Origin of the sequence: Croceitalea marina (assembly GCF_042684265.1) — a bacterium.
GTDB classification, from domain to species: Bacteria; Bacteroidota; Bacteroidia; order Flavobacteriales; family Flavobacteriaceae; genus Croceitalea; species Croceitalea marina.
Window position 1 is genome coordinate 272,951 of the sequence record NZ_JBHULB010000016.1, and the last position, 17,845, is coordinate 290,795.

Consider the following 17,845-nt stretch of genomic DNA (forward strand, 5'->3'; position numbering starts at 1 on the left):
CACTGTTCCATTCAAAAATAAACCCCTTACAATTCTTTCAATATAACTATCTATCAAATAGTTGAATCAAATGGTTATTCATGGCAAAACAATAGAAAAGCCCAAACTTTCGCTTGGGCTTCCAATCAAAAACAAAACACTTTAATTCTCTTTTTCAGTGAATTAATGTACTTTTCTAGTTACCATGATAAAATTTGATAAATCAAAACTACCCTCTAAATCGGCAGCATTTTTACCAGCTTCCAAGCCTGATATTTCACCCTCATAAGTTAAGTGCCATATATAGCAAATACCTACGCCCGCAGCGTCAAAATCTACACCTTCAACTGCCTCTAATGTCGGTGGTAAACCTAAAATGTTCTTCGCATCGTCAGTGATTACATAAGTTTGATTACTTCCTGTAAGATTAGTATCATCTAAATAGATACCACTAACCATATCAGGAGTTCCATCAACTATAAATTCAAAAGGGCCACCTTTTAAAACACCTGCATCTAAAGCAGCTCGATTAACGACCACAAAATTGGATAAATCAAACTGACCAGATAAACCATCTAAGTTATTGCCTGCTTCCAAACCTGTTAAGTCAACAGAGTAAGTTAAATGGTAGATATAACAAGATCCAACTCCTGCACCATCAAAATCTACTCCTTTAACAGCATCCAGTGTTGGGGGAACTCCCAAAATGTTTTTAGCATCATCGGTAATAACGTAAGTCTGTTTATCACCATTCAATTCGCAAGTATCTAAAGAAATGTTTTGCACCATATCTGGCACCCCATCAACTACGAAATTATATGGCCCTCCATTTAATTTACCTGCATTTAGAGCATTACGATTAACAACTACAAAATTAGAAAGTCCAAAATTACCTGTTAAGCCTTCCAGATTATTGCCAGCCACTAGACCTTCAAGACCAGTAGAATAGGTCAAGTGATAAATATAGCAAGAACCAGTGTCCGCACTATCAAAGTCGACACCCGCTACTGCTTCTAATGTAGGAGGAATACCCAAAATATTCTTGGCATCATCGGTAATTACATACGTCTGTTTATCACCGTTTAATCCGGCATCATCGAGTGTTATACCGCTTACCATATCTGGGATACCATCAACAACAAAATCATATGGTCCACCATTTAACGTACCAGCATTTAGGGCATTTCTATTAACTACCACGAAATTTGATAATCCAAAATTTCCTGTTAAACCATCTAAATTATTACCCGCTTCCAAACCTTCGAGTTCTGCTGAATAGGTTAGATGGTAGATATAACATGAACCGACACCAGCGCCGTCAAAATCGACACCTTTAACTGCTTCAAGTGTAGGAGGAATGCCCAATATATTTTTGGCATCATCAGTAATCACATAGGTTTGCTTATCTCCGTTTAATTCAGAATCATCTAATGAAATCTCACTTACCATATCTGGAACTCCGTCTACGACGAATTCATATGGCCCACCTGATAAAACCCCTGCATTAAGGGCATTTCTGTTGACCACCACAAAATTGGAAAGATTAAAATTACCGTCTAGATTCTCTAAGTTCTCTCCTCCTTCAAGTCCGTTCAATTGACCTGAATAGGTTAGATGGTAGATATAACAAGATCCAACTCCGGCACCATCGAAATCAACACCTTCAACAGTCTCTAAGGTTGGGGGCAAACCAAGAATATTCTTTGCATTATCAGTAATGACATAGGTCTGAGTTTCTCCGTTCAATTCAGTATCATCCAAAGTGATACCACTTACCATATCTGGCACACCATCTACCGCAAACTCAAACGGACCTCCAACCAATACCCCAGCATTCAATGCTGAACGTTCAACTACAATGAAGTTAGAAAGATCAAAATCACCAGCTAAATCATCTAAATTCTCACCCACTTCACGTCCGGTCAATCCTTCCTCATAAGTAATATGATAGATATAGCACGAGCCTGCACCGGCGGTATCAAAATCTACACCTTCAACAGCATCTAATGTTGGTGGCAAACCAAGAATATTCTTCTCATCATCTGTAATAACATAACCCTGAATACTACCGGTTAAGTTGGTATCATCCAAAATAATTCCACTCACCATGTCTGGTTCGCCATCAACAGTAAAGGAAAAAGGTCCGCCTGATAATTCTCCAGCGTTGAGCGTAACCGCTGCATTATCATCATCGTTTTCATCTGCACATCCTAAGAGTAAAATGCCCAAAGAAAATATGCTTGCAATTGTTTTTAAGTTGTTCATCTTTCTAGTGTTTTTAAATTTTAGTCAAAGAAAGTTTGAACATGTTGCAGAAATATCACGTAAAATTCAATTTTTATTACATACTGATTTTTAAATACTTACAATTATTTTAAGGTATGAAGTGCAAGAAAAACATAGTTTTATCGACTCTATACAAAGTCAATCATAATTTTTAGTTCTAAACCGTGAACTTTTCGTGAAGTTTTACCCTTTATTTCGTTGTGCATGAAAAATGTATTGATTATTGAAGATGATTTAGAAATCATTCACTTGTTAGAAATACACTTGAAAGATTTGGGCTGCTCGATAACCTCGGCAACACAGGGGGACGACGGGCTTCGTAAAGCTATTGAGCAAGTTCCTGACCTTATTATTTTGGATGTAATGCTTCCGGAAATGGATGGTATCGAAGTATGCCAAAAGATCAGGGCCAATAATGTGCAGTCTCCCATAATAATGCTCACCGCTCGTTCTGAAGAAATTGACAAGGTGTTGGGACTAGAGGTCGGTGCCGACGATTATTTAACTAAACCTTTTAGTGTAAGAGAATTTATTGCTCGTGTTAAAGCCATTTTTAGAAGAGAAAAAATGTCGGTAAAAGAAGAAGTGAACACCACAAGTGAAAAAATTATGCATTTTCAAAATTTGTCGGTTGATGTTGAAATGCGAAAGGTAGTTCTTAACGGTATTAAGGTAGAACTCTCGCCCAAAGAATTTGAATTGTTGGTTTTACTATCCTCAAACCCAGGAAAAAGTTATGACCGTACCAAATTGTTAAATCTAATTTGGGGTTACGATTTTAAAGGGTACGAGCATACCGTCAACTCTCACATCAACCGGCTACGCTCTAAAATAGAACCCGATATGAGCAATCCTAAATTTATTTTAACCACATGGGGAGTGGGTTATAAATTCAATGAAGAATTATGAGCAACAGCATACTTTCAAATAGATTGGTCAAAAAATTAACGCTCTCATTCTTAGCTATCTTATTATTGGCAGGATTGGGCTATACTATCGCGACTATTTACCTATCCAATCAATATTTTTACGAAACCACTCAAAGACTGCATGCTAATCTTGCCCAAGATTTAATTGACGAAAAATTTGTTGATGCAAGTCCAATTGATAGTGCCGGAGCTATAAATAAAGCATTGTTTGGTGATATCATGCATGATATGATGGCCGTAAACCGAGCCATTGAGGTGTATCTATTGGATATGGATGGCCATGTACAGTACTCTGTGGTTTTAGACCATAATGCTCCCGAAACCAATCAAAAAAGAATTTCGCTAGAACCGATTAAAGCGTTCATTAATTCTAAAGGTCAAAATTATATTCTTGGTGATGACCCTAAAAATCTTGACAATAAGAAAGTGTTTTCAGCTGCTAAATTTAAAAAGGGTGAAAAAGAGGGATACATTTATATTGTTCTGGCCGGGGAAGAATACTTAACTACCAGAGCATCTTTATTTAATAGCTATGTACTCAAATTAGGCCTAGGTTCCTTAGTAGTAACGCTCTTTTTTGCGGCAATACTTGGTGTTTTATCCGTATGGTATCTTACCAAAAATTTACGCGAACTGGTGTTTGCCGCCAAACGCTTTCAACAAGGTGACCTTGAGTATCGTATTAAAGATGCTGAAAAAAGTGACTTAGCCGGCGTTACCACTACCTATAATGAAATGGCAGAAACCATTCTTGGAGACATTGACAAAATTAAATCTGTAGAAAAATTGCGTAGAGAGCTCATTGCAAATATCTCCCATGATTTAAGAACACCTCTTTCCATTATTCAAGGGTATATCGAAACGCTTCAAATGAAGGATGAGGACTTATCAAAAAAAGAGCGTCTAGACTATCTAAAAACCATTAATGCCAGTGGCGAAAGACTCTCAAAACTTATTGCCCAGTTATTTGAATATTCAAAATTAGAAGCAAACCAAATTGAGCCTCAAAAGGAGCCTTTTTTAATCAGTGAATTGGCCAATGACATCCATAGAAATTATGCTCTTTTAGCAGAACAAAAAAACATCAATCTAAAACTTGAGATGGGTAAAGGAATCCCTTTGGTGTTTGCCGACATTTCTTTGGTTGAGAGAGCCATTCAAAATTTAATGGATAATGCGCTAAAATTCACACCTAAGAATGGAGAGGTTATTGTGCAAATAACACCAAAAAATAATGACGTTGAAATCACCATAAAAGATTCTGGCCCTGGCATAAAACAAGAAAACCAAGCATTGATTTTTGAACGCTATAGGCAAACCAAAACTGGCCAACGAAAAGAAGGTGCGGGGCTTGGATTGGCCATTGTAAAAAAGATTGTAGAATTACACAATGCAAGCATAAATGTACTAAGTAAACCCAATGAGGGCACATCTTTTAGTTTTAGTCTACCTATTTACCAAATGGCCTAAAAAAAAGTAATTGCGCTCGTTTGAACGTAGACATTTCTTTATCTTTAGGTAAAATTGCCTGCATGATTGCCATTGATAATCTCCTTGAGTTCTTTCTTGAAACTCGAAAGCATTCCGAAATCATATGTGAACCTCTTGAAACTGAAGACTATGTGGTTCAGCCCATTGTCGATGTTAGTCCACCAAAATGGCATTTAGGTCATACTACCTGGTTTTTTGAAGAATTTATCTTAAAGCCTCACGTAGATAATTATCAAATTTTTGATGCGGATTTCTCTTTTGTTTTCAATAGCTATTATGAGACCGTAGGTAAGCGCGTAGTTCGTTCAGATCGTGGAAACATGAGCCGACCATCCGTCAAAAAAGTGTTTGAATATCGAAACTACGTTACCCAAGCCACCAAAAAATTGTTTGAGTCGGAGCAGACAAAAAACTTGAACGACTTACTTGAGATTGGCATTCATCATGAAAAGCAACATCAAGAATTATTGCTGACCGATATTAAATATATTCTGGGCAATAACCCGCTACTACCAGCGTATTCAAACGAATTTGTAGAACACCCTATTGAAAATCATCCACAAGATTGGATTTCTGTAGAAGAAGGCATCTATGAGATAGGCCATAATTCCAATAATTTCTGTTATGACAATGAACTGGGCAGGCATAAAGTATACTTGAACAGTTACCAGATTTCTAACAAACTGGTCACGAATGAAGAGTTTATTCAATTCATCGAGGCCAAAGGATATCAAAAATTTGATTTATGGCATGCAGAAGGTTGGGATTGGGTAAACCAAAACAAGATTACAGCTCCACTGTATTGGCATAAAATAGAAGGTGAATGGTATCATTACACTTACGCTGGCCTTAAAAAAATTGCTAGTAATACCCCAATTACCCATATATCGTATTTTGAAGCTTTTGCCTTTGCCCAATGGAAAGGTTTACGACTACCAACTGAATTTGAATGGGAAGCTGCACAAAGCTATTTTCCTTGGGGGAAAAGATGGGAATGGACAGAGAGTGCTTATCTCCCATATCCCAATTACAAAAAAGCCGATGGCGCTTTGGGCGAATACAACGGTAAATTTATGGTAAGTCAAAAAGTATTGCGTGGAAATTCAGTAGCTACGCCTGACAAACATAGTAGGTGTACCTACAGGAATTTTTTCCACCCAAACCTAAGATGGCAGTTTACCGGATTAAGGTTAGCCAAATAATCACGACAAAAAATACATGCAAGATAAATCCACTGTATTAACCTCAGCTTTTGAGCAAGAAGTCTATGATGGCCTAACAGCCCAACCAAAGTATTTATCCTCAAAATATTTTTATGATGAAATTGGTGATAAGCTATTTCAAGATATCATGGCGATGCCAGAATATTATCTTACTGATAGTGAGTTTAGTATTCTAGACCGTCATAAAGAAAAAATAGCTTACATTTTTAACTTCGACAAAGAGCCCTTTAGTTTATTTGAGTTGGGCGCAGGAGATGGTAAAAAAACTAAAATTCTGTTAAGGCATTTTTCTGAAAAAGATATTGATTTTGATTACAGGCCTATCGATATCAGTCAGAACGCCCTAGACCAACTTGAGGCTTCAGTAACAAAAGAATTGCCAAATGTAGAAATAAACACCCTACAAGGCACTTATTTTGAAACGCTCGCCGATATTGGCGAAAGTCATGCCAAACGAAAGGTAATTCTGTTTTTAGGATCCAACATCGGTAATTTGTTGCATCCTCAGGCCATTTCTTTTCTACAGAGTATGCAAGAAGTGCTCAATGATGATGATTTGATTTTTATGGGCTTTGACCAAAAGAAAAACCCGCAAACCATTTTAGATGCCTATAATGATAAAACTGGTATTACAGAGGCGTTCAATAAAAATGTACTGACCCGAATCAATACTGAAATGAACGGAAATTTTGATTTGGATAAATTTCTGCATTGGGAGGTTTACGACCCTGAAACGGGTACGGCAAAAAGCTATTTGGTATCTAAAGAAAAGCAAACGGTGTATATCAAATCACTTGATTTAGAAGTCAATTTTAAAGCTTGGGAAACAATTCATACCGAAATCTCACAAAAATATGATGACGAGGTAGTATCATGGCTAGCGAACGAGGCGGGCCTTCAAATTGAAAATCAATTTAGTGATGAACATGAATTTTATAAAAATTACATCTTTAAAAAGAAAATACAATGAAAGCAATCTGGAATAATACCGTAATTGCGGAAAGTGATGATACTTTGGTTATCGAAAACAACCATTACTTTCCTGCTGAGAGTATCAAAAAAGAATATTTTAAAACAAGTGATACGCATACCAACTGCCCTTGGAAAGGCATGGCCTCATATTATTCCATTGAGGTCGATGGCAAAGTGAATACCGATGCCGCTTGGTACTACCCAGAAACAAGTGAATTGGCCAAACAAATTAAAGGCAGGGTCGCTTTTTGGAAAGGTGTAAGTGTAGAAAAGTAAGCACCTCGTGATAAAATAAAAAACCCATGCCAAGGCATGGGTTTTTGTTCTTTCTAAGTTAAAGATACTATACTTCTAAAACTGCATTTTCAGTACCAGCGTAGTCGTTCCATTGGTAACGGTCCGCCTCATTATCATTAATGTAGTTACTATCTACTAGATAACGAAATTCATAAGTATTTTCTTTTGGTAGCTCAATTGTACCTTTAAAGGTTCCGTTCTTTAATTTTCTAAGTGTGCTGCCTTTTGGGTTCCAATTATTGAAATCACCAACAACAGCTACTTTTTTTGCGTTGTCCGCAGGTACCGTAAAAGTAACTTTACAAACCGGTTTGCTTTTTAAATATTGCTTTTTTATAGCCATGATACTATTGTTTTTTCATTTAATTATAGTGCAAAGCAATACATAAAACAACTAAAAGTCAACAGGTTAGATGCGATTTATCAATTTGATAAAATTAGCTTCATGCGTTGTTCACTTTGATAAATTTAACCTGTTATTTTATTCAAAAAAGTAATTCAAATATTACGATTTTAGGATTTTTACAATTTCATCTACTTCATCAAGGGTATTGTAAAAGTGAAAGCTTATTCGAATTCCGTCTCCGCGCTGTACGCAAACCACATTGTGTTCTAAAAGTTTATTGAACACTCTTTGATTCGCTTTCATATTGAAAATAGTACTATGCGTATTTCTTTTCACCACTATATCATCCAATAAACCAAACTCGTTAAACTCATTTCGGGCTTTATCGCTTAATTTATTGTTCTGTTCCGCTATTTTTTTGAGCCCAATCTTACTTAGAAATTCTAATGAAAATTGAAGGCTTCCAAAACTTAAGGAATCTAAGTGGCCAGGTTCTAAATGCTTGCAAAATGTTCTTTTATGATTATTTTCCAAGGAGTTTCTACCAGAACCAAATCCCTTAGCCACTAGCTTAAAACGCTCTTTCACCTCTTCCTTGATTAAAAGCAAGCCATTTCCGTACCCCGACAGCAGCCATTTATAGGCACTTGCTCCAATAATATCAATTCCAGATTCTAAAAAATTAAAACTTCTTGTTCCCAAAAATTGGGTTCCATCTGAAATAATCAATAAATCTTTAAACTGGGTCTTTAACTTTTTCAAGAAAGTCAAATCGACCATAATTCCATTTAACCATTGCACAACACTTAGAGCCAAAACGGTGATTCCATTGGTCTTTATGGCATCATAAATACATTCTTCTAAATTTTCAGAAACCGCAAGATATTCAATAGCAAACCCTCTACTCTCAAAAGGCCAATTTAGAGATGGATAATCGCCTTCTATAAGAAGCACTTTCTCTTTCTTATCCAAGCCTTCAACCAAAAAGTTCAAACCAATAGTGAAGTTTGGTACTAGTGCCACATTCTCTGGGTTACAGTTGAAAAATTCCCCTACAACTCTTCTGGTTTCCGAATGCATTCTATTAGAGTTTTGCTTCATCTCGCTACCTCCAATCAAATAGTCTAAATCGTGACCCTGCCTCCATTCTAACAAATCATCGTACAATAGGCCCGAGGCCGCTGTATTTGCATAAATAGAATGGTTTAATATCGGAAACTGTTTTCTGATTTGTTCCATCTTAAATCTTTAAAATCTTAAATCGGTTATCTTTGTCATTAAAGATAGGCAAAGATGTTTTCAAAGAATACCCAAAAATCAGATGTTGCTATTGAACAGCATGAATTGCTAGAAAATGCCCAAAAACGGATAAAACAAAAGAAACGGCTGTTTTCGCATTTCGTTGTCTTTCTAATCGGTAGTGTCTTTATTGTTTTGATCAATAAGATTTTTAAACAATGGGAAGCCTATGATTGGTATATCTGGGCAATTTCTTTTTGGGGTTTTCTTTTTGTTATGCACGCATTCAACGTATTTGTTACCCATAAATTTATGGGGGTCGCCTGGGAGAGAAAACAACGAGAAAAACTAGTAGCCAAGCAAAAGGCCAAAATTGCCGAAATACAAAAAGAAATAGAATCGGATTTCCCATTATCCAATTTCAATAAAAAAAAAGAAGATTGAACAAACTTATTATTATTGCTGCTGCTGCTGAAAACAATGCATTGGGTATAAATAACGACTTACCTTGGCATTTGCCAGATGATTTTAAGAGGTTCAAAGCCCTAACCACAGGGCACAAAATTATTATGGGTAGAAAAACTTTAGAAAGTTTTCCTAGGGCCCTGCCTAATAGAGAACATATTGTAATTACAAGATCAAAAGAGTACAAGCCAAAGTTTGAATGTACAGTGGTGAATTCAATAGCATCGGCAATTGCGCTCACCTCAGAAGATGACCAGGCCTTTATTATAGGTGGAGGCGAAATCTATAGCCAAGCACTGAAATATGCCACCCATATCGAACTAACAAGAGTTCATGCCGAGGTTGAAGCCGATACTTTCTTTCCAGAAATTAATCTTGATGAATGGGTTTTAGCGAAAGAGGAGTATCATGCCCAAGATGAACGGCATAAATATGGTTTTACCTACCTAAGCTATAAAAAAAGAAGTTAAAAATCTAGGTAACTCACTTCTACACCACTATTATTTATAAGTTCTTTCAATACTGCTGGATTCGTATTGGAATAAAAAATGTTCTTAGGTGCCAATGTTGAATCATTATTGAGCAAATCATTTTTTTTTAAGATAGATTTGGTTTGTTGGGCCACTGCCAGCCCAGAATCAACTATCTTGACATTGTTTGGCAAAATTTCTTTTAAGGCCGGAATCAGGTATGGATAGTGCGTACAGCCTAACACCAAACAATCTATCCCCTCTTTCAGCATTGGTCTTAGAAACTGTTCTAATAAGTTTCTCACCTCATTTGATTTTGCAAGTCCCGACTCAATTAATTTTACTAATCCCGTTCCCTCTTGTTCAAAGACTTTTATACCTGACGCATATAACTTAGAGGTACTGTTGAACAAAGCACTTGACAAGGTACCTTTAGTGGCAAGAACGCCAACCTTTTTGGTCTGGGTCTGAAGCGCAGCTGGTTTTATAGCGGGTTCTATACCTATAAATGGTACAGTGTAGGTTTTTCTAAGTTGAGTAATCGCATTGGTGGTTGCCGTATTACAGGCCACTACAATTAGTTTACACTTTTTACTCAATAAAAGTTCTGTGTTTTTTATACAGAGTTGAAGAATTTTCTCTTCTGATTTTTCGCCGTAAGGCGCATTATTACTGTCCGCCAAATAAATCGTGCTTTCATTGGGCATAAGGGCGTGTAGCTCTTTCCAAATAGAAGTACCGCCTACGCCAGAATCAAAAATACCTATTGGGTTTTGCATTATACTCAAAAATAAAAAAACCACCTTGATTCAATCATCAAGATGGTTTTATTTTATTTGGTTCTAAAACTTAGAATCCTAATTCTTGCTTTACTTCTGGCAACAAGTCTTTTCCTTTAGAAACGATAAGGCTCAAACCTGGGCTAGCATCAATTACATAATCATAACCTAAAGCCGCTGCAACTTTATCAATCGCATTCTTTGCTTTATCAGAAATAGGAGCAAATAATTCTTGCTGCTTCTTTTGCATTTCTTGCATTGCTTGTTGCTCTGCTTGCTTTATGTTCTTATCATAACCTTGAAGCTCTATCGCACGCTTTTCATTTTCTTCAGCAGATTTTGAAGCAGCCTCGTTTTGATACTGCGTATACTTGTTCTGCATTTCTTTCATCGAACCTTCTAAATCAGCTCTATATGTCTCTTGTAATTTCTTTAGTTCAGCCTGTGCAGCAATCATTTCAGGCATTTCAGACAATAGTTGTTGCACATTAATATGGGCAACTTTACTTTGTGCGTTTACAAACCCTGTAGCTGCAACAAAAAATACTAGTGCTACAACAATCTTCTTAACATTTTTCATAATTCTGAGTAACTTTAATTTCAAGTGTTAATTTTAATATTAGTGTTTAATCTTTAGATTCACTCTTTGAATCTTCTTCTTTATTATCGTTTTCTTCCTTTGCTTTACGCTTGGCTTCCCTTTCTTCCAATAATTTTTTTCTTCGCTCTTCGTATGCCTTCTTGCGTTGTTCTCTAAGTTTTAATTGCTCTGCCTTTTTTGCCTCAAAAGCCTTTGCCCTTGATTCTTTGGTGTTTTCAGCTTTTTCTTGTCTCGCTTTTAAAGCATCACTAATCTCTTCATTCTCCTCTGCTTCCTGCGCTTCAAACTCTTTTAATCTGCTATTAAGCTTCTGTTTTTTCTTTGATCCGCTTATTTTTCGTGTTCTTCCTATCTCCCTTAAAACTAAATCACTAACATCGTGTCTTTTTTGGGAATACAACATTACGACATCCGCTGATTTATCAAAAATAAAATCATACTTTTTGTTAGCACCAATTTTTTGAACCTCATTAAAAACTTGATCCTGTATTGGCTGAATCAATAATTGCTTCTGCAAGACTAAATCGCCTTGCGGCCCGAAACGGTCTTGCTGATAATCCAAAAGTTCAGTCTCTAAAATCTGAATCTCTTCTTCACGTTCGGCAATCAACTCGTCGGTTAATAGCACTTTTTCTGCCATTAAATCTTTCTTCATCTGTTCAACCGTACTTTGTTTGAGTTCAATTTCTTGCTTCCACTTTTGTGCTTTTGCATTTAATTGGGCCGTAGCATCACGATATTCTTCAACGTTTTCCAAAATGTATTCCATATCTACATATCCTATGCGAACCCCTCTTTGAGAAAATCCGTAAAAAGAACATAAAGTGATAGTTATGAAAAAAAGAACTTTTAACTTCATTTTTACTTCCGCTATTTACATAGAAAATATCGTGCCAAAATAACTAAATAATTTAAAATGAGATAATTAACTCTTTGTAATTTGACTTATTTTCTTTAGGTTAAAACTGTTGACCTATAATGAAGTGTGTTTGCCAACCACTTGGACCAATTGACCCAGGTCTTGCATCGGAATCAAATCCGTAGCCAAAGTCAATGCCCAAGAGACCAAATGCCGGCATAAAAATACGCAGCCCCACTCCAGCAGATCTCTTTAACTCAAACGGATTAAACTCATTAAAATTGTCAAAAGAATTACCCGCTTCTAAAAATGAAAGCGCGTATATAGATGCAGAAGGTTTTAAGGTTAAGGGGTAGCGTAACTCTAATGAGAATTTATTGTAAATAGTACCACCGTCTTGCTCTTGTCTACCAGTAATCGGGTTATTGCTAAAAGAAGTAAGTGAACTGTTTTCGTAACCTCTTAATTGTACTACATCTCGACCATCTAAGGTAAAGTTTCCTAGCCCATCACCACCAACAAAGAACCGCTCAAATGGCACATCACCAATGTCATTGTTATAGTTTCCTAAGAATCCAAATTCTGCATTGGTTCTAAGCACCAACTTGCCCGCTAAGCGCGTATACCAATCGCCCTTAAACTTAATCTTGTAATATTCTAACCACTTGAAACGCTCTTCTTCTATTTCTTGCAGCTCGTTGGTCTCTGCTGTAGTTAACGGGGTTCCATCATTTGCAGATGCGGTAATTTCATCACTACGTACTTTTAGACTTTTAAAATCTTTTCCGCTTATTAAAGAATAAGGAGGTGTAAACTTAGCTGTAATCTCAAAATTAGAACCTGTAAGAGGAAATATTCTACTTGGTCCCTGAGAACTTCTTGAAAGTCCAAAAGTATAGGCCAATGAGTTCGATGTTCCGTTACCAAAATTGAACAAACCAATATTGTAATTTTTAAAGTCATACAACTGGTATCCCAAAGAATGTGAAATCGTAAAGAAATCATCTGGCCATTGTACTCTTTTAGCCAAACCTGCCGTAACACCTGTGATAGAAAACCCACGGTCTTTATCAACATCTATTTGTCCTTGATTGGTAAATTGAGAAGAAAACTGTTGCGTTCTAGAAAAAGACAGGTTAAAACGTACTGGCTTTCTACCGCCCAACCAAGGTTCTGCAAAGTTTAAGCTATATACCCTAAACGTTCTACTCGCCTGAAGTCGAAGTGCAAAAGTCTGACCATCACCCATAGGAACCGGTTTATACGACTCTCCATTAAAGATATTCTGTAGCGAAAAATTACTGAATGAAAGCCCTAAGGTGCCAATAAAGCCACCCCCACCATAACCGCCTTGTAACTCTATTTGGCTAGAGCCAGATTCCACCAAACTATACTTGATATCAACCGTACCAGCATTTGGATCTGGGTTCTCAACATCGGGCACAATCTGTTCTGCATCAAAAAAGCCTAACTGACCTAATTCGCGAACACTTCTTACAATATTATCTTTGCTGTATTTTTGGCCTGGCCTTGTACGTAGTTCCCTAAAGATTACATGGTCGTTGGTCTTGTCATTACCAACAACTGTCACGTGGTTAAGAAAAGTCTCTTTACCTTCTATAATTCTGATTTCAAAATCGATGGTGTCGTTTACCGCCGAAATTTCAACCGGATTGATCTGTGAGAATAAATATCCGTTATTTTGATATTGATTTGTGATATCGACCGCGTCTGGTTTAGAATTATCAGCAATACGTTCTTTTAATAAAACCCCATTATAAGTATCACCTTTTTTGATACCTAAAACTTGACTTAGCTGGCGATCTGTGTAAACCGAATTACCTACAAAATCAATATTACCGAAGTAATATTTATTACCTTCTTCGACTTTAATCTTTAGGGCGATATTATTCTCATCAACCTTAATAAAGGTATCCGATAACACTCGCGCGTCTCGATATCCTTTTTCAGCATAGGCATCTACAACGTTTTTAAGTCCTTCCTTAAATTCGTCTTCCATATATTTCGACCTTTGCCAAAATGCACCTAACTTCTTTTTTCTGATTTTTGCCTTTCCGAGAGCTTTTCGTAGTCGCTTGTCTTTTACCTTCTCATTTCCCTCAAAAACAATACTTTTAATCTTAACCTTATCCCCCTTTTTCACGTTGACTACCATACTCTCCGTATTGGTACCAGTAGTGTCTTTGGCCGTGGCAATGTTCACTTTTGCATTTAGAAAACCTTGCTTTTTATATTTATTTTCTAAATAACCTTTGGTGTTGGCGATAAGACTTTCTGTTATTTTCTTACCTTTCTTAAGGTCTGTATCATCGATAATCTCGTCTACTTTTCGTTTTTTAACACCATAGACGGTAACTTTTGATAAAGTAGGCCTTTCTAAAATATTAAGTTCTAGAAATATTTTATCGCCTTCTACCCTAGTTTGGTACATAGAGACATCACTAAAAAGCTCTAAACCCCATAATTTTTTAATAACTGCGCTAATCTCTTCTCCGGGAATCGTAATTGGCTGTCCAATTCTAAGGCCTGTGTAGGTCTTGACCGTTTGCTCATTATAACTCTGAAGACCTGTAACTTCTAATCCACCAAGAATATACTTTTTACCATCTTCATAAGAAGTTTGGGCGAAAGTTACTGTGGTGGTTAAAAAAAGGAGGAGTAATAATTTGTTATACGAAGTGCTTTTGATTATTCTTTCAATTGAGTTGTTCGCTAGTCTTTCCAAATCTTCTTTCTCTATTTTGGTAGTTCATTATTGCATCTACCAAATGATGTTCACTAAAATCGGGCCAAAATACGTCAATAAAATATAATTCGGCATATGCAATTTGCCAAAGTAAAAAATTACTTATTCTATGCTCTCCACTTGTACGAATAAGCAGGTCTACATCTGGCAAATCATGCGTGTAAAGATGAGTATTAATAATCGTTTCATCAATATTTTCAGGAGAAATTATATTATTTTTAACTTTGATACTTATAGCTTTTATCGCTGTTTTCAGCTCTTCACGAGACCCATAACTTAAAGCTAAGGTCAAGGTCATACCAGTATTGTTTTTTGTTTTTGAAATAACTTCTTTCAGCTCATCATGGGCTTTTTTAGGCAACGAATCGATGTTTCCTATCGCATTTAATCGAATATTATTCTTGTTCAGGGTTTTTAATTCTTTCCGTAAAGAAGACACCAAAAGCTTCATCAAAGTCTGAACCTCGACCTTAGGTCTATTCCAATTCTCGGTAGAAAATGCATAAAGTGTTAGAAAATCAATTTTAATCTTGGCACAGTTTTCAACGGTCTGCCGTACGGCTTCAACACCATTTTGGTGGCCGAACACCCGCAACTTGCCTCGTTGCTTGGCCCAACGACCGTTGCCATCCATAATAACGGCAATGTGTTTGGGTAGTTTTTCTTGATTTAAATCGGCTAAAGAATTCGTTTTATTACTCAAAACAATCTTGACATGGTTTGCGCCCAAAGGTATAAGTAAATGTGATACCAGAAAAGACATACCAGTCATCGCTTAAAATATTTCCGAATCGAAGCTGCTCAAAATTTGAACCTTCTGGGTTACTGGCGTCTAAATTATCCGTGAAAGTGTACCGTGCCCCTACTTCAGCGCCAATGATAAAAAACTGACTTATTCTATATTTGGCGCCAACAGTCATTGGTATTGCAAAACTTCCATCCTTTTGATTTAAATTTTGAACTTGAAGCGCATCTATATAATTAAAGTCATATCTAAAATAGGTGAAGCCGGTATAGAGGTAAGGCGTAAAAGCTGGACCTAACTTATGTAGGTTATATTCAACAAAGTTAAATTCAAGTCCTGCTGAGAACTCGGTCACAGCATTATCTACTGCATATGCTCTTTGCACTCTTGACGCTAAATTAGATTTTGTATCGTCAGCAGTAAAAGAACCTCTTATCACACTTGCACGCCATGCGTATCTTTTGCTTTTGTTCCATTTAAATAGCGCTCCATAAGATAAACCAGAAGGTAGAATGTAATTAGTCCTTCCTACATCACCAATCATATTGGCACCACCGGCAAAAATACCTATCTCATAGGTTTGTGCACTCAAGGTTCCAACAGCAAACAAAAAGACCAAAAAAAACACTCTCATAGAAAAACAAAAGTTATTGTCATAACGAGTAGTAACAAGGAGACTTGCATCACCGCCATATAATGTTCTCTTTTAAAACTGTTTTTGTGCTTTTTTATTGTAGCTGAAAGGTCAATTGCGCTTGTCTTCGCCCCAAAGTAATTTATTACGCAATGTTTTTAGAAAACTTTCAGATTTATATTCTATCATTTTAATTGTAAAGTCCGATTTTTTGACAACAATTTCCTTTTCGTTGGGGATGGTGGCTATACGTGAATCTAGCGAAACCAAATGGTTTTCTTCACGGCCATACACTTTTAACCTAATCTCCGTATCATCTGGTATTACAAAAGGCCTTGCATTTAAATTGTGTGGAGCTATTGGGGTTAAAACCAAAGATTTTGTTGACGGGGCAATAACCGGGCCGCCACAGCTCAAAGAATATCCTGTTGATCCAGTTGGTGTAGAAACAATAAGACCATCTGCCCAATATGATGTTAAGTACTCACCATTTAAATACGTTTCAACAGTAATCATCGAGGTCGTATCTTTTCTGCTGATAGTTATTTCATTTAAGGCGAAATTGAGTTCTCCAAATTCTTCAACATCGTGGTCTAGACGAATTTCTACCAATCCCCTTTCTTCAATGGTAAAACTACCGGCAACAAATTCTGTCACCACCTTTCTAACGTCTTCTTTCTTAAAAGTAGAAAGAAAACCCAAACGCCCTGTGTTTACACCAACAATAGGGATATCTAAATCTCGAACATAAGTTACCGCCCTGAGCATAGTGCCATCACCACCAAAACTTACGAACATATCGAAAGAACTGTCCAAGCCTTGCTCTTGTGTAAAGGTCTTTGTTCCTTTAAGGGTAAAGTTTTGTGAAATAAATTCGGCAAAATCAGATTCTATGGCAATTTTGGCATTTACCTTTTCAAGTTCATCCAACAATTGGCCAACACATGTAATATCATTCCCAATAAAAGACTGACCGTAAATAGCAACTTTCATTTGTTTTTTTTTGGAAATTAAGGGGTTAACATTGTGCTAAACATTAAGGTATTTATCCAAATAAGCGGAACGCTTTTTCAAATCTTCTAAAAATTGATCATCGCTATTGCCAAAAAGAATATTGTAGTTATATCTTCTAAAAGTTTGCGAAACTTCATTTAAACTAGAAGAACTAATTTTTAGGGTCACTTGAACAACATCATTTTTATTATCGGTGATAAAAGCACCTAGAACCTTGGCATTATTCGATTCAACTATTTGCCCAATTTCACTCATGGAATAATCCTTTAGGCCTTTTTCAACAACAAGTATGCCTCCCGGCTCAGTGAAGAATGGGGTATCAATAAACACGCCTACTACATCTGTTAAATCATAGTAACCTAGAATATGTTTATCCTTATCGAGAACGGGCATGATATTCGCCTCATTTCTTGCAAAAATTTCAAGAACATCTAACCAAGAGGTTTCATTAGTAACCGAAAAGTGCTCAAAGTTATGGCGATACTCTTCAATTTTTTTTTCAGATTCAAAGCACGCTAAATCATTTTCAGGTAATACGCCGATAAAAATATTGTTTTCGGTAATAGCTACATGAGAGCATGTAGTTTGGTCAAAAAAGGCAATAACCTCTTTCATAAGCTCCGATACTTCGAATACCGGTAAATTATCCAACAATTGACTTTGTAGCTCCATACCTTTAAATCTTGTGCAAAATACTAATTTTAAACTGCAAAAGGTGTGCCCAATTTGTATTTTTGTACCTATAAAAA

18 protein-coding genes are annotated in these 17,845 nt (G+C 36.4%); 7 read left to right on the forward strand and 11 right to left on the reverse strand.

Annotation, left to right across the window (positions count from 1 at the left end):
• Positions 1-162: 162 nt before the first annotated feature.
• The gene (locus ACFSQJ_RS12850; RefSeq protein WP_377767344.1) at positions 163-2,244 is read right to left on the reverse strand and encodes a hypothetical protein; all 2,082 of its coding nucleotides are present in this window, start codon (positions 2,242-2,244) and stop codon (positions 163-165) included.
• Positions 2,245-2,469: 225 nt separating this feature from the next.
• Here ACFSQJ_RS12850 and ACFSQJ_RS12855 point away from each other — a divergent pair, with 225 nt between their 5' ends.
• The 5 genes from ACFSQJ_RS12855 to ACFSQJ_RS12875 all read left to right on the forward strand — a co-directional run bounded on the left by ACFSQJ_RS12855 (position 2,470) and on the right by ACFSQJ_RS12875 (position 7,156).
• Positions 2,470-3,174 (forward strand): response regulator transcription factor, encoded by a 705-nt coding sequence (locus tag ACFSQJ_RS12855; protein WP_377767345.1) that lies wholly within the window; start codon positions 2,470-2,472, stop codon positions 3,172-3,174.
• Positions 3,171-4,664, forward strand: coding sequence for a sensor histidine kinase (locus ACFSQJ_RS12860; RefSeq protein ID WP_377767346.1), 1,494 nt, complete (start codon positions 3,171-3,173; stop codon positions 4,662-4,664). The genes ACFSQJ_RS12855 and ACFSQJ_RS12860 overlap by 4 nt, the downstream gene beginning before the upstream one ends.
• A gap of 62 nt (positions 4,665-4,726) precedes the next feature.
• The gene (gene egtB / locus ACFSQJ_RS12865; protein ID WP_377767347.1) at positions 4,727-5,887 is read left to right on the forward strand and encodes an ergothioneine biosynthesis protein EgtB; all 1,161 of its coding nucleotides are present in this window, start codon (positions 4,727-4,729) and stop codon (positions 5,885-5,887) included.
• Between the two features lie 16 nt (positions 5,888-5,903).
• Positions 5,904-6,878, forward strand: a complete 975-nt coding sequence (locus ACFSQJ_RS12870; protein ID WP_377767348.1) for an L-histidine N(alpha)-methyltransferase — start codon at positions 5,904-5,906, stop codon at positions 6,876-6,878.
• Entirely contained in the window at positions 6,875-7,156 is a 282-nt protein-coding gene (locus ACFSQJ_RS12875; protein ID WP_377767350.1) for a DUF427 domain-containing protein, read from the forward strand. Before ACFSQJ_RS12870 ends, ACFSQJ_RS12875 begins: the two co-directional genes overlap by 4 nt.
• 67 nt (positions 7,157-7,223) lie before the next feature.
• Here the strand turns inward: ACFSQJ_RS12875 and ACFSQJ_RS12880 are convergent, their stop codons facing one another.
• Together ACFSQJ_RS12880 and ACFSQJ_RS12885 are read right to left on the reverse strand one after the other, a co-directional pair.
• Positions 7,224-7,520, reverse strand: a complete 297-nt coding sequence (locus ACFSQJ_RS12880; RefSeq protein ID WP_377767351.1) for an isoamylase early set domain-containing protein — start codon at positions 7,518-7,520, stop codon at positions 7,224-7,226.
• Positions 7,521-7,682: 162 nt separating this feature from the next.
• Entirely contained in the window at positions 7,683-8,762 is a 1,080-nt protein-coding gene (locus ACFSQJ_RS12885) for an aminotransferase class V-fold PLP-dependent enzyme (protein WP_377767352.1), read from the reverse strand.
• A 54-nt stretch (positions 8,763-8,816) separates the two neighbouring features.
• On the opposite strand from ACFSQJ_RS12885, the gene ACFSQJ_RS12890 reads away from it, so the two are divergent.
• Positions 8,817-9,206: a 2TM domain-containing protein gene (locus tag ACFSQJ_RS12890; protein WP_377767353.1), complete on the forward strand. Its 390-nt coding sequence runs from the start codon at positions 8,817-8,819 to the stop codon at positions 9,204-9,206.
• On the forward strand, positions 9,203-9,697 hold the full coding sequence (locus ACFSQJ_RS12895) for a dihydrofolate reductase (protein ID WP_377767354.1): 495 nt from the start codon (positions 9,203-9,205) through the stop codon (positions 9,695-9,697). Before ACFSQJ_RS12890 ends, ACFSQJ_RS12895 begins: the two co-directional genes overlap by 4 nt.
• Here ACFSQJ_RS12895 and murI read toward each other — a convergent pair.
• From murI to ACFSQJ_RS12935, 8 genes are all read right to left on the reverse strand, one after another.
• Complete coding sequence (gene murI, locus ACFSQJ_RS12900) at positions 9,694-10,476, reverse strand: glutamate racemase (RefSeq protein ID WP_377767355.1); 783 nt, start codon at positions 10,474-10,476, stop codon at positions 9,694-9,696. The two genes, ACFSQJ_RS12895 and murI, sit on opposite strands and share 4 nt — an antisense overlap.
• 70 nt (positions 10,477-10,546) lie before the next feature.
• Positions 10,547-11,056: an OmpH family outer membrane protein gene (locus ACFSQJ_RS12905; protein WP_377767356.1), complete on the reverse strand. Its 510-nt coding sequence runs from the start codon at positions 11,054-11,056 to the stop codon at positions 10,547-10,549.
• Between the two features lie 46 nt (positions 11,057-11,102).
• Entirely contained in the window at positions 11,103-11,936 is an 834-nt protein-coding gene (locus tag ACFSQJ_RS12910) for an OmpH family outer membrane protein (RefSeq protein ID WP_377767357.1), read from the reverse strand.
• Positions 11,937-12,036: 100 nt separating this feature from the next.
• Positions 12,037-14,682: an outer membrane protein assembly factor BamA gene (gene bamA, locus ACFSQJ_RS12915; protein WP_377767358.1), complete on the reverse strand. Its 2,646-nt coding sequence runs from the start codon at positions 14,680-14,682 to the stop codon at positions 12,037-12,039.
• Positions 14,654-15,406, reverse strand: coding sequence for an isoprenyl transferase (locus ACFSQJ_RS12920; RefSeq protein WP_377767359.1), 753 nt, complete (start codon positions 15,404-15,406; stop codon positions 14,654-14,656). The genes bamA and ACFSQJ_RS12920 overlap by 29 nt, the downstream gene beginning before the upstream one ends.
• The gene (porG, locus tag ACFSQJ_RS12925) at positions 15,399-16,082 is read right to left on the reverse strand and encodes a type IX secretion system protein PorG (protein ID WP_377767360.1); all 684 of its coding nucleotides are present in this window, start codon (positions 16,080-16,082) and stop codon (positions 15,399-15,401) included. The genes ACFSQJ_RS12920 and porG overlap by 8 nt, the downstream gene beginning before the upstream one ends.
• Before the next feature lie 111 nt (positions 16,083-16,193).
• Positions 16,194-17,075, reverse strand: a complete 882-nt coding sequence (locus ACFSQJ_RS12930; protein ID WP_377767361.1) for an NAD kinase — start codon at positions 17,073-17,075, stop codon at positions 16,194-16,196.
• Positions 17,076-17,111: 36 nt separating this feature from the next.
• Positions 17,112-17,768 (reverse strand): CBS domain-containing protein, encoded by a 657-nt coding sequence (locus ACFSQJ_RS12935; protein WP_377767363.1) that lies wholly within the window; start codon positions 17,766-17,768, stop codon positions 17,112-17,114.
• Positions 17,769-17,845 lie beyond the last annotated feature (77 nt).